Below are 17,477 nucleotides of genomic sequence, written 5' to 3'. Positions count from 1 at the left end.
GGGCACACTAACCGCATGACTGCGTCGCCGGCCACAAGTACTGCGCAGGAGTGGATCTCCCATGACCCGGATCCCAAAACCGCCGCCGAGCTCTCGGAGTGTTCCGATGAAGAGCTCGAGCAGCTGTTCGCACACCCCTTGACGTTCGGCACCGCCGGTCTGCGCGGGCCGTTGCGCGGTGGCCCCGGCGGGATGAACCTCGCCGTCGTGCTGCGGGCCAGCTGGGCCGTGGCCAAGGTGCTCAAGGACCGGGGCCTGGCCGGCCAGGACGTGATCGTGGGCCGCGACGCCCGGCACGGGTCCGACGACTTCGCGCTGGCTGCCGCTGAAGTGCTTGCCGCGCAGGGCTTTCCCGTGACCTTGTTCTTCACCGCCGTGCCAACCCCGACACTCGCGTTCGCGGTGCGCCATCGCCCCGCGGCGGCCGGTATCCAGATCACCGCCTCGCACAATCCGCCGTCCGACAACGGCTTCAAGGTGTTCTTCGGCGGCGGCTTCCCGATCAACTCGCCCACCGACCGCGAGATCGAGACGGCCATGGCCGAGGCACCGCACGCCGACGAGATCCCCCGTCAGGAGGTCACCCCGGGCGGCGTCGACGAAGTACAGCGCTATGTCGAACGCGCCGCGAATGTCCGGCACACCCACGGAGCGGTCCGCATTGCGTTCACCCCGCTGCACGGTGTTGGTGGGGAGTTCGCGCTCGACGCGTTCGTGCGCGCCGGACTGCCCGACGTGCACGTCGTCGACGAGCAGTTCGCACCCGACCCCGACTTCCCCACCGTCTCCACGGCCAACCCCGAAGAACCCGAGGCGGTCGAAGCGGTCCTGAGATTGGCCGGCGACGTCGACGCAGAAGTCGCAATAGCACTGGACCCCGACGCCGACCGATGTGCGGTCGGCGTTCCCACGTCCGATGGGTGGCGGATGCTCTCCGGCGACGAAACGGGTTGGCTGCTCGGCGATTACATCCTCTCGCAGATCGAGCCGGGACCGGTCATGGAGACGACGGTCGTGGCCAGCACCCTGGTGTCGTCGCGCATGCTCTCGGCGATCGCGCGGGAGCATGGTGCACAGCACGTCGAGACACCCACCGGCTTCAAGTGGCTCTCCCGAGCCGACGTCGACCTGCCCGGCAGCACGCTGGTGTACGCCTATGAAGAAGCGATCGGGCACTGTGTCGATCCGTCCGCGGTCCGGGACAAGGACGGCATCAGCGCGGCGGTGTTGATCTGCGATCTGATCGTCGCGCTGCGCGACCGCGGGCACACACTGCTCGATGCACTCGATGACCTGGCCCGCCGCCACGGTGTGCACACCACGACCGCGGTGTCACGAACCGTCGAGGACACCCACGAGGCCGCCGAGGTGATGAAACGTCTGCGGGAGACACCACCCGAGAGCATCGCCGGATACGACGTGGCCGTCACCGACCTGCTGCCCGAAGAGGGCACCGACGCGATGGTCATGTCCGGAGGCGACGACGACGTCTCGGTGCGCATCGTCGTGCGTCCCTCCGGCACCGAGCCGAAAGTCAAGTCCTACATCGAGGTTCGCTGTAGCGACGTCAACGATCTGGTCGGGGCCCAGGAGCGCGCACGACGCCTGCAGGACGAGCTGCGCGAGGTCGCCGCGCGTTGGTGATCGCCAGGCACTAACGCGGGCCGAACTGGCGGTCCCCCGCGTCACCGAGACCCGGCACGATGTAGGCGATGTCGTTGAGGCATTCGTCGATGGTCGCCGTGACCAAGCGGATGTTCGGAGCCGCCTTCTCCAGTGCGGCAAGGCCTTCGGGGGCGACGACGACGCAGACCGCCGTGACGTCAACGGCCCCGCGCGAATACAGCAATTCGACGGTGTGCACCATCGATCCGCCCGTCGCGAGCATCGGGTCCAGCACGATCACCGGCTGTGTGCTCAAATCCTCGGGCAGAGACTCCAAATACGGTGTCGGCTGATGGGTTTCCTCGTTGCGCGCCACACCGACGAAGCCGACCCGCGCCTCGGGTATCAGCGCGTGCGCCTGGTCCACCATGCCGAGGCCGGCGCGTAACACTGGTACGAGCAACGGCGGATTGGCCAGCCGGCAGCCGGTCGTCTCGGTGAGCGGGGTGCGCACCGGCACGGTTTCGACCGCGGCGTCGCGGGTGGCCTCGTACACCAGCATCAGCGTGAGATCGCGCAGTGCCGCCCGGAACGCGGCGTTGTTGGTGTTCTCGTCGCGCAGAGTGGTCAGTCGTGCGGCCGCCAGCGGGTGATCGACCACGCGCACATCCATGGGGCGACCATAGCGGGAACCGAGGGCCGCCGCGCCGCGTCCTACTCCATATGCACGCTGACACCGACGCGGTCCGAGCGTTGGCCGCGACCACCGCCGCGCATGCCGACGAACTGTCCGCCATCGCCTCGAAGCTGGCCAGCCTCACCACATCCGCTGCTGCATTCGGTCCCGTCGGCCGGCCGTTCCTCGCGGCGCTGGCCGACGCCGTCGAGCGTGAGGCCCGCATGGTGGCTTCGCTGCGCGATCACGCGTCGGCGAGCGGTGAGGCCGCACACCGGACGGCGCTCGCCTATGACGACGCCGACGACCGTGCGGGCACCCGGGTCCTTGGCGTCTGACGATGCCCAATGCGTTGGTCGCCGGCCTGGCGGCGCCCCTGCGGGACGTCCAGTCGCTGGTCGGCTCGGGCTCGGGTGCCGAGCTCACGACCGCGCTGCGCGATGTGCACAACGCCCTGCGGGAGGTGTCGGCGTCAGTCGGCCAGGCGTGGGGCCGCGCGGCGCAGCACTGGGCGGGCTCGGGTGCGGATGCGGCCGCGGGCGTGTTCACCGCGGCCGTCGCACAAACCGATGAGCTCGCGCAGCGGGTGGGGCGACTCGGCACGGCGGCTGAGGCGGCCGACGCCGCGGTGGCGCGCGCTCGTGAGCGCCTGAGCGACATCGTGGACACCTTCGAGGCGCGGGCGGCCGCGCTCGAGCCGTTCCTCGACTCGCCGGGTGTGGCGGAGGAGCTGGTCGCCGAGGCGCGGCGATCATTAGAAGAGGCCCTGGCGGTCGTCGAGGGATTGCGCGCCGAGCTGGACGAGTATGCCGCAGGTCTTCCCACTGCAGCATCAGCGCCTGCTGCCGGGCCGGCACCGACCGCGCCGTCGGGTTTCGGCGGTGGTGGTGCGGGACTGCCGATCGGTGCCGGAGGGCTGGGTGCTGGCGCTGGCGGTCTCGGAGCCGGCTCCGGTGCGAACTCGGCGGGCCTGGGCTCGCTGGTGCGCGACGTCGCGGAGCTGACCCGGCCACAGGCCCCGACTCCGGACGCGGCGACCTTCGGCGACGGTGTGGCGGTGCGGTTGCCCGACGGCAGCACGGCGACCGCACCGAACGCGACGGCCGCGAGCGCGGTCAGATATGCCCTGACCCAATTGGGGGTGCCCTACGACTGGGGCGGCACCACGCCGGGCGTCGGCCTGGACTGCAGCGGCTTGACGCAGTGGGCCTACTCGGAAGCCGGTTTGGCCCTGCCACGGTTGGCGCAGGAACAGGACGTCGGTGCCCCGGTCGCGGCGGGGAGCCTGCGGCCCGGTGACCTCGCGGTGTGGGACGGGCACGTGGCGATGGTGGTCGGCAACGGCCAGATGATCGAGGCAGGCGACCCGGTGAAGTTGTCGCCGATCCGGACCTCCAATGCCGGGCAGGGCTTCCAGGGGTTCTGGCGCCCGACGGCGTGAGGGCACTGTGCCAGCTTCGCCCCAGGTTTCGATCGTTAGGCTGTCCGCCATGGCTGCTGACATCGTGGCGATCCGGCTCGGCTTGACCAAGGGCGACCTGTACACGTTATGGGCTCCACGCTGGCGTGATGGCGGCGACGAGTGGGAGGCCTTCCTCGGCAAGGACGAGGATCTGTACGGGTTCGAGTCCGTCGCCGACCTCGTCGCGTTCGTCCGGACCGACAAGGACAACGACCTGGCCGATCACCCCGCATGGACCAAGATCACCGAGGCCAACGCCCACCGCCTGGATCCGGCCGAGCAGCACCAGTACGACGTCATCGGCGTGCCGGAGATCGTCGCGGAAAAGGTCAGCGAAGACGCGGTTCGGCAGCTGCACCGCACACTTGTGATCGTCTCGTCGCTCGGCTCGGTGTGCGAACTCCCGGTCGTCACAAGGTTTTTCAACGGCAATCCAGTGCTGGGCACACTCGGTGGCGGGATCGAAGCCTTCTCCGGCCGCAGCGGACGTAAGCGATGGGGCGAGATCGAGGCGGTCATCGCGCGGGCCTGGGACAACGTCGTCGACGCACTCGACGAGGTGATCACGACGCCCGACGTCGACACCACCGCCTCGCAGAAGGCCGAAGCCGAGCTGGCCGAGCCTGCACCGGAACCCGAGGACGACGAGCTGGTAGACGAGGTGTCCGAGGGCACCGAGGAGGATGCGGACGAGTCCGACGCCCTGAGCTCTCAGGCGCAGAGCCAGGTGCTGGGCAGCGACGAGGACTTCTGGCTCAAGGTCGGCATCGACCCGGTCCGGTTGATGACGAGCGCGGGTACCTACTACACGCTGCGCTGCTACCTCGACGATCAGCCGGTCTTCCTCGGCCGAAACGGGCGCATCAGCGTGTTCGGCTCCGAGCGGGCGCTGGCGCGTTACCTGGCCGACGAACACGACCACGACCTGTCCGGTCTTGCCACCTACGACGACATTCGCACGGCCGCCACCGACGGCTCGCTGCAGGTCGAGATCACCGACGACAACGTCTACGTGTTGACGGGCATCGTCGACGACCTCGCGGACGGACCCGATGCGCTGGACCGCGACCAATTGGAGCTCGCTGTCGAACTGCTCCGCGACGTCGGCGACTACTCGGAGGACACGACCGTCGATCAGACCCTCGATCCGGATCAGCCGCTCGGAAGGCTGATCGCGCACGTCCTGGAACCCGACACCGTCCGGGCACCGAGCCCGCCGTACGCCAAGGCCGTCGAACAGTGGGAGGCGTTGGAGGCGTTCGTCGAGTCGCGGCTACGCCCCGAATAGGGTCACTCGTCGACCGCGAGCGACCGCAAACTGTCACGCGCACGCGGCGTGTCGACGGGCAAACACGGCCGCTCGCGGGGGGTTGCCTAGCGGAGATCAGCCGATCAGGACGGCGTAGCGCGGCTTGATGACGTCGTCGATGATCGACAGTCGCTCGTCGAACGAGACGAACGCCGACTTCATCGCATTGATCGTGAACCGCTGCAGATCGCTCCAGCCGTAGCCGAAAGTCTCCACCAGGCGCAGCATCTCCTGGCTCATCGTCGTATCGCTCATCAGCCTGTTGTCGGTGTTGACGGTGACGCGGAAGCGCAGCCGGGCCAACAGGTCGAACGGATGCTCGGCGATGCTGGCCACCGCCCCGGTCTGCACGTTGGACGAGGGGCACATCTCGAACGGAATCCGCTTGTCGCGCAGCAGTGCCGCGAGCCGGCCCAGTTGCGCGGTGCCGTCGGGTGCGACGGTGATGTCGTCGACGATCCGAACGCCGTGGCCGAGGCGGTCGGCGCCGCAGTAGGCGATCGCCTCGTGGATCGACGGCAGACCGAAGGCCTCCCCCGCGTGAATCGTGAAGCGCGCGTTGTTGCCTCGCATGTACTCGAACGCGTCGAGATGCCGGGTGGGCGGATGGCCCGCTTCTGCGCCCGCGATGTCGAAACCGACAACGCCCTTGTCGCGGAACCGAACCGCCAGTTCGGCGATCTCGAGCGAGCGCGCCGCGTGCCGCATCGCGGTCACCAGGCAGCGCACGGTGATGGTCCGCCCTTCGGCGCTGGCGGCCTTCTCACCGTCGGCGAACCCGGCCATCACCGCGTCGACGACGGCGTCCAGCGACAGTCCGCCGTCGATGTGCAGTTCCGGCGCGAAGCGGACCTCGGCGTAAACCACGTTGTCGGCGGCGAGGTCCTCGACGCACTCGTAGGCCACCCGGTGCAGGGCCTCGGGTGTCTGCATGACGCCGACGGTGTGGGCGAACGGTTCGAGATAGCGCACCAGCGACCCGCTGTGCGCGGCAGTGCGGAAGAACGTCGCCAGCTCGTCGATTTCGGTCGCCGGAAGATCGTCGTAACCCGTCGCCTCGGCCAGTTCCAGGACGGTCGCCGGGCGCAGCCCGCCGTCCAGGTGGTCGTGCAGCAGCGCCTTGGGCGCTTGTCTGATCGAGTCCAGCGAAAGCGTCGTCATGTCGGTCTCCGGTCAGTCTCCGCTCGTGATTCGGTCGATGATCAGCGGACGCGACGGCGGTTCGGCGTCGCCGACGGCCCAGCCGCCATCCAGTTCGGCGATCGCCCCCTCGAAACGCTCGGGAGTCTCGGTGTACAGCGTGAACAGCGGCTCCCCGGCGCTCACCGGTTCGCCCACCCGCCGGTGGATGTACATCCCCGCGCCCGGCTGGACCCGCTCACCAGGAGCGGAGCGGCCCGCTCCGAGCCGCCACACCGCCAGACCCACCGCCATCGCGTCGATGCTCTCCATCCTGCCATCGCGCGGCGCCGTGATGGTTTCGGCGTGAGGACCGACGGGCAGGTCCTGGCCCAGATCACCGCCCTGCGCGGCGACGAGATCGCGGAACCGGTCCATCGCCGAGCCGTCCGCAAGGGTCTGGGCCGGGTCGACACCGTCGAGGCCCGCGGCATCGAGCATCTCGGCGGCCAGGGTGACCGTGAGCTCGACCACGTCGGGCGGACCGCCACCGGCGAGCACCTCCAGCGATTCGGCCACCTCCACGGCATTGCCGACGGCGCAGCCCAGCGGTGTGGACATGTCGGTCAGCACCGCCCGGGTGGTCAGGCCGTGCGCGGTGCCCAGTTCGACCATCGTGCGGGCCAACTCCCGCGACTCCTCCTCCGTCTTCAGGAAGGCACCAGAACCGACCTTGGTGTCGAGCACCAATGCGTTGGCGCCCTCCGCGATCTTCTTGCTCATCACCGAACTCGCGATCAACGGCAGCGACTCCGTGGTCGCCGTGATGTCGCGCAGCGCATATATCTTGCGGTCGGCGGGTGCCAGTTCACCGGCAGCGAAGATCGCGGCGCCCAAGTCGCAAAGCTGTTGGCGGATCTGGTGTTTGGAGATCTCAGCGGTGAACCCGGCGATGGACTCCAGCTTGTCGAGCGTGCCGCCGGTATGCCCGAGGCCTCGTCCGGCGGCCTGGGGCACCGCGCCGCCGCAAGCCATCACGACGGGCACCAGCGGGATGGTGGTCTTGTCTCCGACACCGCCGGTGGAGTGCTTGTCCACCAACGCCAGAGGCCTTCCGCCACGACGGAGATCGCTGAAGTCCATCCGCTCGCCGGAGTCGACCATCGCCGCCGTCCAACGGGCGATCTCGGCTGCCGTCATACCGCGCAGGAAAATCGCCATCAGCAACGCCGACATCTGCTCGTCGGCCACGCGGCCATGGGTGTAGGCGTCGATCACCCAGTCGATCGCCGCGTCCGAGAGCACCCCACCGTCACGCTTGGTCCGGATCACCGTCGGTGCATCAAATGTGAACTGCGTCACGGAGTTTCCCCATCCCGCGGCCGATCGCGGCGAGCCAGGTCCTGCGGGCCGAACGCGTCGGGAAGAAGCTCCGCCAGCGGCCGCGGTCCGCCCGGATGGTCGATCAGCATCTCCGGCCCGCCGTGCTCGAGCAGCACCTGACGACACCGGCCGCACGGCATGAGCAGGTCCCCCGCCGCGTCGACGCACGACAGCGCGATCAGTCGCCCGCCACCGCCCGAATGCAGGTCGCAGACCACCGCGCACTCCGCACAGAGACCAAGGCCATATGAGACATTTTCCACATTGCAACCAGTCGCCACCCGCCCGTCGTCGACCAGGGCGGCCGCGCCGACCGCAAACCCCGAATATGGCGCATAAGCTGCCCTGGAAACTTCAGTTGCCTTGTAACGCAACATATTCCAGTTGATCTCCGACATCGTCCCACCCTCGCCAGGCCGGTTCTGAATGCATTCCGATGCCCCCTCCGCGGAGCCGGGAATCGGAATAGGCAACCCTAACTTCGGCGTTTTTCAAGACATCGACGGCTAAACCGTAGTTCGTTTAGCAGTACAACTGGGTTTAGAGTCGCCCCGAGGTTTGGGTGAAGTGCACGAACCGGAACCGACCGCCAGGAAGAAGCCTGCCGCCCGGTGCAGCTCCGAAGCCCAATCGTCCACCGAAGGCGTTGGAGGCCAGATGAGTACTCAGATTTCCGGGGGACCGCCGGGATCCTCCGCGGCTCCACGATCGCGACCGTCGCGCAGACGAACCCTCTACCGCGGCGATCCCGGGATGTGGTCCTGGGTCCTGCACCGCATCACCGGTGCGACGATCTTCTTCTTCCTGTTCGTGCACGTGCTCGACACGGCGCTGGTGCGGGTCAGCCCGCAGGCCTATAACGAGGTCATCGAGACCTACAAGACTCCGCTGATCGGGCTGATGGAGATCGGGCTCGTCGTCGCCGTGCTCTACCACGCCCTGAACGGCATCCGGGTGATCCTCATCGACTTCTGGCAGCACGGCGCGCGCTATCAGCGGGTGATGCTGTGGATCGTGGTCGGCGTCTTCCTGGCGATCTTCATCCCGTCCCTCGGCATCATCGGCATGCACATGGCGGAGCGGTTCCTGTGAGCGCGCCAGCCGGCGGGCCCGCGGGAGCCTGGACGCCGCACCACCGCGAGGGCCGCATCGCCCCGGTGATGCAGAAGGAGCACGACAGGCCGGCCGGCCTGGACCACCCGCGGGCACCTCGGCGTCCGCGCGGCATCCCCTACTTCGAGAAATACGCGTGGCTGTTCATGCGGTTCTCGGGTGTCGCGCTGGTCTTTCTGGCGCTCGGCCACCTGTTCGTGATGCTGATGTGGGAGGACGGGGTCTATCGCATCGACTTCAACTACGTCGCCGAACGCTGGGCGTCGCCGTTCTGGCAGATCTGGGACATGGCGCTGCTGTGGCTGGCCCAGCTGCACGGAGCCAACGGGCTGCGCACGATTATCGGTGACTACGCGCGCAAGAACACCACGAAATTCTGGCTGAACTCGCTGTTGCTGCTGGCGACCGGATTCACCCTGGTGCTGGGCAGCTACGTGCTGGTGACCTTCGACGCGAACATCTCATGAGGGTGAGCAACACATGATTCAGGAACATCGCTACGACGTCGTCATCGTCGGTGCGGGCGGGGCCGGTATGCGCGCGGCGGTGGAGGCGGGACCGCGAGCGCGCACCGCGGTCCTGACCAAGCTGTACCCGACGCGCAGCCACACCGGCGCGGCCCAGGGCGGGATGTGCGCGGCGCTGGCCAACGTCGAAGAGGACAACTGGGAGTGGCACACCTTCGACACCGTCAAGGGCGGCGACTACCTCGCCGACCAGGACGCCGTCGAGATCATGTGCAAGGAAGCCATCGACGCGGTGCTGGACCTCGAAAAGATGGGGATGCCGTTCAACCGCACCCCCGAGGGCCGCATCGACCAACGCCGCTTCGGCGGGCACACCCGCGATCACGGCAAGGCTCCCGTGCGCCGGGCCTGTTATGCCGCCGACCGCACCGGCCACATGATCCTGCAGACGCTGTATCAGAACTGCGTCAAGCACGACGTCGAGTTCTTCAACGAGTTCTACGCGCTGGACATATCGATCACCGAGACGCAGTCCGGCCCCGTGGCCACCGGCGTCATCGCCTATGAGCTGGCCACCGGTGACATCCACGTCTTCCACGCCAAGGCCATCGTGTTCGCCACCGGCGGGTCGGGGCGGATGTACAAGACGACCTCCAATGCGCACACGTTGACCGGGGACGGTCTCGGCATCGTCTTCCGCAAGGGACTTCCCTTGGAGGACATGGAGTTTCACCAGTTCCATCCGACCGGCCTCGCCGGCCTCGGCATCCTGATCTCCGAGGCGGTGCGCGGTGAGGGCGGCCGGTTGCTCAACGGTGATGGCGAGCGCTTCATGGAGCGCTACGCGCCGACGATCGTCGACCTGGCCCCGCGCGACATCGTCGCCAGGTCGATGGTGCTCGAGGTGCTCGAGGGCCGCGGCGCGGGGCCGAACAAGGACTACGTCTACATCGACGTACGCCACCTCGGCGAGGACGTGCTCGAGGCCAAGCTGCCCGACATCACCGAGTTCGCCCGCACGTATTTGGGCGTCGACCCGGTCAAGGAGTTGGTGCCGGTCTACCCGACGTGCCACTACGTGATGGGCGGCATCCCGACCAACGTCAACGGCCAGGTGCTGCGCGACAACACGACGATCATTCCCGGCCTCTACGCCGCGGGTGAATGCGCGTGCGTGTCCGTCCACGGCGCCAACCGCCTGGGCACCAACTCGCTGCTGGACATCAACGTGTTCGGCCGGCGCGCCGGCATCGCCGCGGCCAATTACGCACTGGGACACGACCACGTCCCGCTTCCGCAGAATCCGGCGGGCATGGTGGTCGACTGGGTCGGCGACATCCTCTCCGAGCACGGCAACGAGCGCGTCGCCGACATCCGCGGCGCCCTGCAGCAGTCGATGGACAACAACGCCGCGGTGTTCCGCACCGAGGAGACGCTGAAGCAGGCGCTGACCGACATCCACGCACTCAAGGAGCGGTACTCGCGAATAACGGTGCACGACAAGGGCAAGCGCTACAACAGCGATCTGCTCGAAGCGATCGAGCTCGGCTTCCTGCTCGAGCTCGCCGAGGTCACCGTGGTCGGGGCGTTGAATCGCAAGGAGTCCCGTGGCGGCCATGCCCGCGAGGACTACCCCAACCGCGATGACACCAACTACATGCGCCACACCATGGCCTACAAGGAGGGCACCGACCTTCTGTCCGACATCCGGCTGGACTACAAGCCCGTGGTCCAGACCCGCTATGAGCCGATGGAACGGAAGTACTGATCAATGACTCCCGACGAGCACTTGTGCGAGGAGAAATGACCCTAGCGCCTGACGTGAAAGGCCCGGCCACCGGCGAACCCGAACTGCCGCCCGTGCCCGAGGGTTCGGTGATGGTGACGCTGAAGATCGCGCGGTTCAATCCGGAAGAGCCCGACGCCTACGCCGATTCGGGCGGCTGGCAGAGCTTCCGCGTTCCGTGCCTGCCCACCGACCGGCTGCTCAACCTGCTGCACTACGTGAAGTGGTACCTGGACGGCACGTTGACGTTCCGGCGGTCGTGCGCACACGGAGTGTGCGGCTCGGATGCGATGCGGATCAACGGCGTCAACCGGCTGGCGTGCAAGGTGCTGATGCGCGACATGCTGCCGAAGAACCCGAAGAAGCAGTTGACCATCACGATCGAGCCGATCCGCGGACTGCCCGTGGAGAAGGACCTGATCGTGGACATGGAGCCGTTCTTCGACGCCTACCGCGCGATCAAGCCGTACCTGGTCACCAGCGGCAATCCCCCTACGCGCGAACGTATTCAGAGCCAGACCGACCGGGCCCGCTACGACGACACCACCAAGTGCATCCTGTGTGCGTGCTGCACGACGAGCTGCCCGATCTACTGGAGCGAAGGGTCCTACTTCGGTCCCGCCGCGATCGTCAACGCGCACCGCTTCATCTTCGACAGCCGCGATGAGGCCGCCGCCGAGCGGCTCGACATCCTCAACGAGGTCGACGGGGTGTGGCGCTGCCGAACCACGTTCAACTGCACCGAGTCCTGCCCGCGCGGCATCCAGGTCACGCAGGCCATCCAGGAGGTCAAGCGCGCGCTGATGTTCGCGCGCTGATCTTCTTCCGCGAGCGCTGCGACTTCACGGGTCTGCGAACCAGAACGCTCCTTTCGCCGTTGTATCCACTACAGCAACGAAGAGGAGCACAGTGTCGATACTGTCCTGGCAGCCGTCGCCGACGGCGTGGCGCGCCTGTTCGCCCGAGCCTTCAACACCGAACCGAAGCCGGGCGTGCGATTCCCCGAGATCGAGGGTGATACCAGCACCGACGTCGTCGGCACCCGGCACGGCCCCACCGCGGTGACGATCTACCGGCCGCCGGCCGCGGCGACCGAACGTGCGGGCGTCTACGTCAACATCCACGGCGGTGGTTTTGTGGCCGGGCGCCAGGAGCAGGACGATCCGTGGTGCCGCTACCTGGCCGCGCACGCCGGGGTGGTCGTCGTCAACACCGACTACGTGCTCGCGCCCGGTCACCGGTTTCCCACCGCGGCCGAACAGTTGCTCGACGTGGTGCGGTGGGCCGCCTCCGAGGAACGGGACTGGGATGGCAGCCGGTTGTGCGTGGGCGGACAGAGCGCCGGGGGGAACCTGTCGGCCGCGATCAGCCGGATGGCCCTCGAGCAAGGCGGCCCGGCGATTGCGTTGCAGGTGCTGCATTATGCGGTGCTGGACCTGGTGACACCGGCGGCGAAGAAGCACTCCCCGCTGGGCCGCGACGCCGTTCTCAAACCGTGGATGGCCGAGGTCTTCGATACGGCCTACATCCCGCGGCGCGAGGATCGCAAACACCGACTCGCCTCGCCGGTGTGGGGGTCCAACGCCGACCACCTCGCCGGGATCGCCCCAGCGGTGGTCATCACCACCGAGTTCGACCTGCTCCGCGACGAAGGCGTCCGGTACGCCGCCGAGCTGGACGCCGCGGGCTCGCTGGTGCGCCACCACGACGTCCTGGGCGTCGACCACGCCTACAACGTCCGAAGCGACAACTCCGATGTGACGCGGCGCATGTACGGCCTGCTCGCAAAACACGTGCGTGACGCGACCGCTCCGCGGGCCTGACCGCGAATCGGGGCTCATTTCCTGCGCGCGGTCACACTTCGGCGGGCTGTCTCGTCTGCAAGGTATGACGACATCACGTATCGAACCCCTGCCCCCGCAGCGCGCGACGCTGCTGACCAAGCTCCTCTACCGAGTGGCCAAGCGCCGCTTCGGCGAGGTGCCCGAACCGTTCGCCGTGGCCGCGCACCATCCGCGGCTCATGATCGCCAACGTGGTGCACGAAGGCATGCTGCAGTCCGGGTCGAAGAAGCTGCCCACCAGCGTCCGTGAGCTCGCGGTGTTCTGGGCCGCCCGGACGGTCGGATGCTCGTGGTGTGTGGATTTCGGCGCGATGCTGCAACGCCTCGACGGCCTCGACGTCGACCGCCTCAAGCACATCGACGAATACGCGACGTCGCCGCTGTTCTCCGACGACGAGCGCGCCGCGATCGCTTACGCCGACGCGATGACCGGTGATCCGCACACGATCACCGACGAACAGGTCGACGACCTTCGCCAGCGGTTCGGCGACGACGGCGTCATCGAGCTGACGTATCAGATCGGCGTGGAGAACATGCGCGCACGGATGTACTCGGCGCTGGGTATCACCGAGCAGGGCTTCGGTTCGGGTGATGCGTGCCGGGTCCCGTGGATTACCGACGAGCCTTCAGCGGCGAGCCGGTGAACTTGTCCGGGTTGGCGATATCCCATATCGCGCAGACCTTGCCGTCGCGCACGGTCATCGCGGTGACCCGCGGCATCATCTCCGCATAGCCATCGTGGGCGGGTGCCCCGGGAGTCCAGCTGCCGAACTGACCGTTGATCAAAGCGGGCACACCCGTCTCGAGCCAGCCCGGTCCATAGCGACGGGCCAGCCCGAACAGGAACCGGGCCACCTTCTCCGGGCCGTGGATGACGCGCGGCGCGGTCGGCGCGCGGCGGTTCGAGTCCCCGGCGAAGGTGACATCGGGATGTAGCAGTGCCACAACGGCTTCCATGTCGCCCGCAGCGAGGGCTGCCATCAGCGCTCCGGCGACCTCGTTGTGGGCGTCGTCGGATACCGGCGGTGGCGCGTCGGCGACGGCACGCCGTGCCCGGGAGGCCAGCTGGCGCGCCGCCGCCGCACTGACACCGAGTACGTCGGCGATCTCTGCGAACGGCACCGAGAAGCCGTCGTGCAGTACGAACGCCACCCGCTGATCGGGGTTGAGCCGTTCGAGCACCACCATCGCGGCGAACCGGGCGTCTTCGCCGGCGACCACCGTCGCCAATGGGTCGTCACCGTCCAGCGGGGTGACCACCGGCTCCGGAAGCCATTGGCCGACATAGGTTTCGCGCCGGTGCGCCGCCGAACGAAGCCGGTCCAGGCCCAACCGGCTGACCACCGTCGTGAGCCAGGCCCGCAGGTCCTTGATCGACTCGTGGTGGGCGGCGCTCCAGCGCAACCAGGCGTCCTGGACGATGTCCTCGGCGTCGGCCATCGTGCCCGTGAGCCGGTAGGCGACGGACAGCAGGTGCGGCCGCAGCTCCTCGAACTCGTCGACCCGCGCGCTGGCGGTCATTCAGCCAGCCTAGTCCGCGCCAATACTTCCAGCGTGGCGCGCCCCCGGCAGTGCGATTGGCTTGCTAGGTTCGACCCTCGACATACCCGGACTTATGGAGGGGGACGCGGTTGATTCAGGTTCGGGCAGCGCTGCTGCTGGCGGCGGGACTGATTGCGGTACCGGGGATCCCGATGGCAGCGGCGGCCATGGTCGACGACGACGCCTGGCAGCCGGGCTCCGAGACCGCGCAGGTGGCCAGCGAGGACGGCAACGGGATCGGCTACCGCTCAGGGGACGAGCTCGTCATCGTGCAGGTCTTCGACCGGGGTGGGCGCGACGTGGATGCTGTCGCACGCCGGCTCATGCGGGCCGACCGCGTCACCGGTTCCAGCGCCGCGATGACAGGCGAGACCATCACCACCGCCGACGGCACCCTGACCGGTGAGGCGTGTGAACTCGTGGCCGGCGACCGGTTGGGCGAATGCGCGTTTCTGGCCGACGACGAGGTGATCGTGTGGGTCCAGACCCTCGGCACCGCCGACCAGCCCGCGCCGCCACTGGACGTCGTCGTGGCACCGATCAGAAGGGACCAGCCGTGACCGGCGATACCGTGCAAGCAACGCGTCCTGTGGTGTACCGCCCTGAGTCCGCGGTGTTCTGGGTGTTCGTGGTGGCCCTGATCGCCGGCACGCTTCTCTTGCTCGACGACTCCTGGTCCGTCATCCGCGCCACCCTCGACGCCCACCTCGACCTGGCGTGGCTGTGGCTGCTGTTCATCGTCTTCATGGTGTGGTTGATTTTCCGGTTCGACCCGTTCCGCAGCGGTCGGCGTCATCCGCAGGCACTCGTGGCCGGGTTCGCGCTGGGCGGCACCACAGCGGTGGCGATGGCGATGATCGGCAACGATGCGCTCGGCCAACTGTGGAGTCTGGTGCTCCCACCGGAGACGTTGACCGCCTGGCAGGCCTCGATCACCGCGCCGATCATCGAAGAGGCGTCCAAGGCGTTGTGCGCAGCGGTGGTGCTGGTGCTGTGCGGGCATGTGCTGCAGCGGATTTCGCACGCACTGATGCTCGGGATGTTCGTCGGCTTCGGTTTCGACCTGATGGAGGACCTGTCTTACGCCGCCAACAGTGCACTGCAGGATCTCGACTCGGATGTGGTCGGCGCGGGCGGCAATCTCCTCGTGCGGTTCTTCACCGCCGTGCCGGCGCACTGGACCTACACGGCGCTGACGTCGGTCGGCGTGCTGATGTTGCTCCCGACGTTCCGTAGCGCGTCGCACTGGCCGACCGGTCGGCGGCTGGCCACCGCATGCGGACTGCTGCTGAGCGGCCCACTGCTGCACTTCATCTGGAACGCACCGGGTCCGGTGGCGGCGATGCCGCTGAAGATACTCGGCGGCCTGGTGTTCTTCCTGATCGTCGCGGCCCTGTTACTGCGTGACGAGCGGCGCTGGGTGGTCGCCCGCATCCAAGCGGGCCGCGCCAGCGGCGAGTTCTCCGGCATCCGCGACGACCTTCTGGACTCGCTGCCGACGCGTCGCTGGCGCCGCGCCCTGAAAAAGGCGGCGAAAAAGGCCGGTGGCCGCGCAGCCGCCAAGGCGGTCAAGGCCCAACAACGTGCCGCGCTCGACCGGATACAAGCATCTTGGACCGCCGAGCCGACGTCCGCGGAGCCGGTGGCTCAGCACGGTTAGCGCTTCGTGAACACCGTGCGGTGCCAGTCCTTTTCGGCCACCCCGGTGATGTCGCTCATCACGTGCTTGACCGTGAGGTACTCCTCGAGCGAGTAGTCGCTCATGTCCTTGCCGAACCCTGACGCGCCGACACCGCCGTGCGGCATCTCGCTGATGATCGGGATGTGGTCGTTGATCCACACACAACCGGCCTTGATCTCCCGCGAGGCCCGCTGCGCGCGGTACACGTCACGCGTCCACGCCGATGCCGCCAGCCCGTAGTCTGTGTCGTTGGCCTGCCGCAGCGCGTCGTCGTCGTCGGTGAACGAGCGCACCGTCAGAACTGGCCCGAAGATTTCGTCGCGATACACCTCCGAGCGCTCGTCGACGTCGGCGATCACGGTCGGTAGATAGAACGAACCCGGCCGGTCCGGGGCCGACCCACCGCAGACGATTCGCCCGCCCTGACCGGCGGCGCGCTCGACCATGCCTGCCACTTTTGCCCGGTGCGCCATCGAGATCAGCGGTCCGAGATCGGTGTCCGGGTCGTGCGGATCGCCGACGACGACCTTGGAGAACACTTCGCCGACACCCGCGACAAAATCGTCGTAGAGCTCGCGCGCGACGATCGCCCGGGTCGCGGCCGTGCAGTCCTGACCGGTGTTGATCAATGCGGCGGCCGCAGCGCCCTGGACGGCGGCGTCGAGGTCCGCGTCGTCGAACACCACGAACGGTGCCTTACCGCCGAGCTCGAGCTGCACCCGGTGGCCGTGCACCGCCGCCGCGGCCATCACCTTGCGCCCCACCGGCGTCGAACCGGTGAACGTCACGACGTCGACGTCGCGGTGCCCGGCCAGCGCCGCGCCGACGTCGCCGCCCAACCCGGTGACCACGTTGAAGACGCCGTCGGGTAGACCCGCCTCCTTGGCGAGGCGCGCGAGCGTCAACGTGGTCAACGGCGTCAGCTCACACGGTTTGATCACCACCGAACAGCCGGCGGCCAACGCGGGCAACACCTTCCACACCGCCATCTGCAGCGGATAGTTCCACGGCGTGATCGTCGCGACCACGCCGACGGCTTCGCGACGGATGCTGGAGGTGTGGTCGCCGGAGTACTCGGCGCTGGCCTTGCCTTCCAGATGACGGGCCGCGCCTGCGAAGAAGTCGATGTTGTCGACGCTGCCGGGCACGTCGAACTCGGCGGCCAACCGCACCGGCTTGCCGGTGTGGCTGACCTCCTCGACGACCAGCGCGTCGGCGCTCGCGCCCGCCAACTGCGCCAGTTTGTACAGCACCGCCGAGCGCTCGGCCGGCGTGGCGCCCGACCACTCGGACAGCGCGCCTCGAGCAGACGCCACCGCGGTGTCCACGTCATCGGGTGTGGCCACTGCGTACTCGGCCACAGCCTCACCGGTTGCGGGGTTGACGACGTGGAACGCAGCCCCATTGGTGGCCACCGCGGCGCCGTCGATCCAGCTGCTCGCCACACTGGTGGAAACGGATGTCGCAGTCATGGCCATACGCTAACGGACC

General features: G+C 67.9%; 17 protein-coding genes and 1 pseudogene. 12 read left to right on the top strand and 6 right to left on the bottom strand.

The annotated features are described in order from the left end of the window. Positions 1-15 precede the first annotated feature (15 nt). Positions 16-1,644, top strand: a complete 1,629-nt coding sequence (locus CEX87_RS03070; protein WP_094285930.1) for a phospho-sugar mutase — start codon at positions 16-18, stop codon at positions 1,642-1,644. Positions 1,645-1,654: 10 nt separating this feature from the next. On the opposite strand, the gene upp is transcribed toward CEX87_RS03070, so the two are convergent. Further along, positions 1,655-2,278 (bottom strand): uracil phosphoribosyltransferase, encoded by a 624-nt coding sequence (gene upp / locus CEX87_RS03065; RefSeq protein WP_094285928.1) that lies wholly within the window; start codon positions 2,276-2,278, stop codon positions 1,655-1,657. A gap of 50 nt (positions 2,279-2,328) precedes the next feature. Here upp and CEX87_RS03060 point away from each other — a divergent pair, with 50 nt between their 5' ends. From CEX87_RS03060 to satS, 3 genes are read left to right on the top strand one after another with little or no spacing between them, the layout of a single operon-like run. Next, complete coding sequence (locus tag CEX87_RS03060) at positions 2,329-2,619, top strand: type VII secretion target (RefSeq protein ID WP_094285926.1); 291 nt, start codon at positions 2,329-2,331, stop codon at positions 2,617-2,619. A 2-nt stretch (positions 2,620-2,621) separates the two neighbouring features. Beyond that, on the top strand, positions 2,622-3,722 hold the full coding sequence (locus CEX87_RS03055) for a C40 family peptidase (RefSeq protein WP_094285924.1): 1,101 nt from the start codon (positions 2,622-2,624) through the stop codon (positions 3,720-3,722). Between the two features lie 49 nt (positions 3,723-3,771). After that, positions 3,772-5,031, top strand: a complete 1,260-nt coding sequence (satS, locus tag CEX87_RS03050) for a protein export chaperone SatS (protein WP_094285922.1) — start codon at positions 3,772-3,774, stop codon at positions 5,029-5,031. Between the two features lie 96 nt (positions 5,032-5,127). Here the strand turns inward: satS and CEX87_RS03045 are convergent, their stop codons facing one another. Genes CEX87_RS03045 through CEX87_RS03035 form a run of 3 tightly spaced genes read right to left on the bottom strand, consistent with a single transcriptional unit; the run spans position 5,128 to position 7,952 of the window. Further along, positions 5,128-6,213 (bottom strand): adenosine deaminase, encoded by a 1,086-nt coding sequence (locus CEX87_RS03045; RefSeq protein WP_094285919.1) that lies wholly within the window; start codon positions 6,211-6,213, stop codon positions 5,128-5,130. A 12-nt stretch (positions 6,214-6,225) separates the two neighbouring features. Beyond that, on the bottom strand, positions 6,226-7,533 hold the full coding sequence (locus CEX87_RS03040; RefSeq protein ID WP_094285917.1) for a thymidine phosphorylase: 1,308 nt from the start codon (positions 7,531-7,533) through the stop codon (positions 6,226-6,228). Beyond that, positions 7,530-7,952, bottom strand: a complete 423-nt coding sequence (locus CEX87_RS03035; protein ID WP_198957143.1) for a cytidine deaminase — start codon at positions 7,950-7,952, stop codon at positions 7,530-7,532. Before CEX87_RS03035 ends, CEX87_RS03040 begins: the two co-directional genes overlap by 4 nt. 355 nt (positions 7,953-8,307) lie before the next feature. Between CEX87_RS03035 and sdhC the strand changes: the two genes are divergently transcribed. The 6 genes and pseudogenes from sdhC to CEX87_RS03005 all read left to right on the top strand — a co-directional run. After that, positions 8,308-8,646: a succinate dehydrogenase, cytochrome b556 subunit gene (gene sdhC, locus CEX87_RS03030; RefSeq protein ID WP_064394228.1), complete on the top strand. Its 339-nt coding sequence runs from the start codon at positions 8,308-8,310 to the stop codon at positions 8,644-8,646. A 68-nt stretch (positions 8,647-8,714) separates the two neighbouring features. Next, entirely contained in the window at positions 8,715-9,134 is a 420-nt protein-coding gene (locus tag CEX87_RS03025; protein WP_064394320.1) for a succinate dehydrogenase hydrophobic membrane anchor subunit, read from the top strand. A 13-nt stretch (positions 9,135-9,147) separates the two neighbouring features. After that, positions 9,148-10,902, top strand: coding sequence for a succinate dehydrogenase flavoprotein subunit (sdhA, locus tag CEX87_RS03020; RefSeq protein ID WP_064394229.1), 1,755 nt, complete (start codon positions 9,148-9,150; stop codon positions 10,900-10,902). A 35-nt stretch (positions 10,903-10,937) separates the two neighbouring features. Beyond that, entirely contained in the window at positions 10,938-11,738 is an 801-nt protein-coding gene (locus CEX87_RS03015) for a succinate dehydrogenase iron-sulfur subunit (RefSeq protein WP_094285915.1), read from the top strand. Between the two features lie 174 nt (positions 11,739-11,912). Beyond that, positions 11,913-12,743 (top strand): alpha/beta hydrolase, encoded by an 831-nt coding sequence (locus CEX87_RS03010; RefSeq protein ID WP_094286203.1) that lies wholly within the window; start codon positions 11,913-11,915, stop codon positions 12,741-12,743. A gap of 19 nt (positions 12,744-12,762) precedes the next feature. Then, positions 12,763-13,407 (top strand): annotated as a pseudogene (locus CEX87_RS03005) (carboxymuconolactone decarboxylase family protein); the annotation flags it as partial. Here CEX87_RS03005 and CEX87_RS03000 read toward each other — a convergent pair. Next, positions 13,376-14,284 (bottom strand): sigma-70 family RNA polymerase sigma factor, encoded by a 909-nt coding sequence (locus CEX87_RS03000; RefSeq protein WP_094285911.1) that lies wholly within the window; start codon positions 14,282-14,284, stop codon positions 13,376-13,378. The pseudogene CEX87_RS03005 and the gene CEX87_RS03000 overlap by 32 nt on opposite strands. Positions 14,285-14,394: 110 nt before the next feature. Here CEX87_RS03000 and CEX87_RS02995 point away from each other — a divergent pair, with 110 nt between their 5' ends. Beyond that, positions 14,395-14,865 carry a hypothetical protein gene (locus CEX87_RS02995; RefSeq protein WP_094285909.1) on the top strand — a complete coding sequence of 157 codons (471 nt, stop codon included), beginning with the start codon at positions 14,395-14,397 and terminating at the stop codon, positions 14,863-14,865. Continuing rightward, complete coding sequence (locus CEX87_RS02990; RefSeq protein WP_233151261.1) at positions 14,862-15,965, top strand: PrsW family intramembrane metalloprotease; 1,104 nt, start codon at positions 14,862-14,864, stop codon at positions 15,963-15,965. Before CEX87_RS02995 ends, CEX87_RS02990 begins: the two co-directional genes overlap by 4 nt. Here CEX87_RS02990 and CEX87_RS02985 read toward each other — a convergent pair. Continuing rightward, positions 15,962-17,458 carry a gamma-aminobutyraldehyde dehydrogenase gene (locus CEX87_RS02985; RefSeq protein ID WP_094286201.1) on the bottom strand — a complete coding sequence of 499 codons (1,497 nt, stop codon included), beginning with the start codon at positions 17,456-17,458 and terminating at the stop codon, positions 15,962-15,964. The genes CEX87_RS02990 and CEX87_RS02985 overlap by 4 nt on opposite strands. Positions 17,459-17,477 lie beyond the last annotated feature (19 nt).

This window comes from Mycobacterium lehmannii (assembly GCF_002245535.1).
Taxonomy (GTDB): domain Bacteria; phylum Actinomycetota; class Actinomycetes; order Mycobacteriales; family Mycobacteriaceae; genus Mycobacterium; species Mycobacterium lehmannii.
The sequence above is the reverse complement of the archived record's forward strand: the minus strand, read 5'-3'. Positions and strand labels throughout refer to the sequence as shown.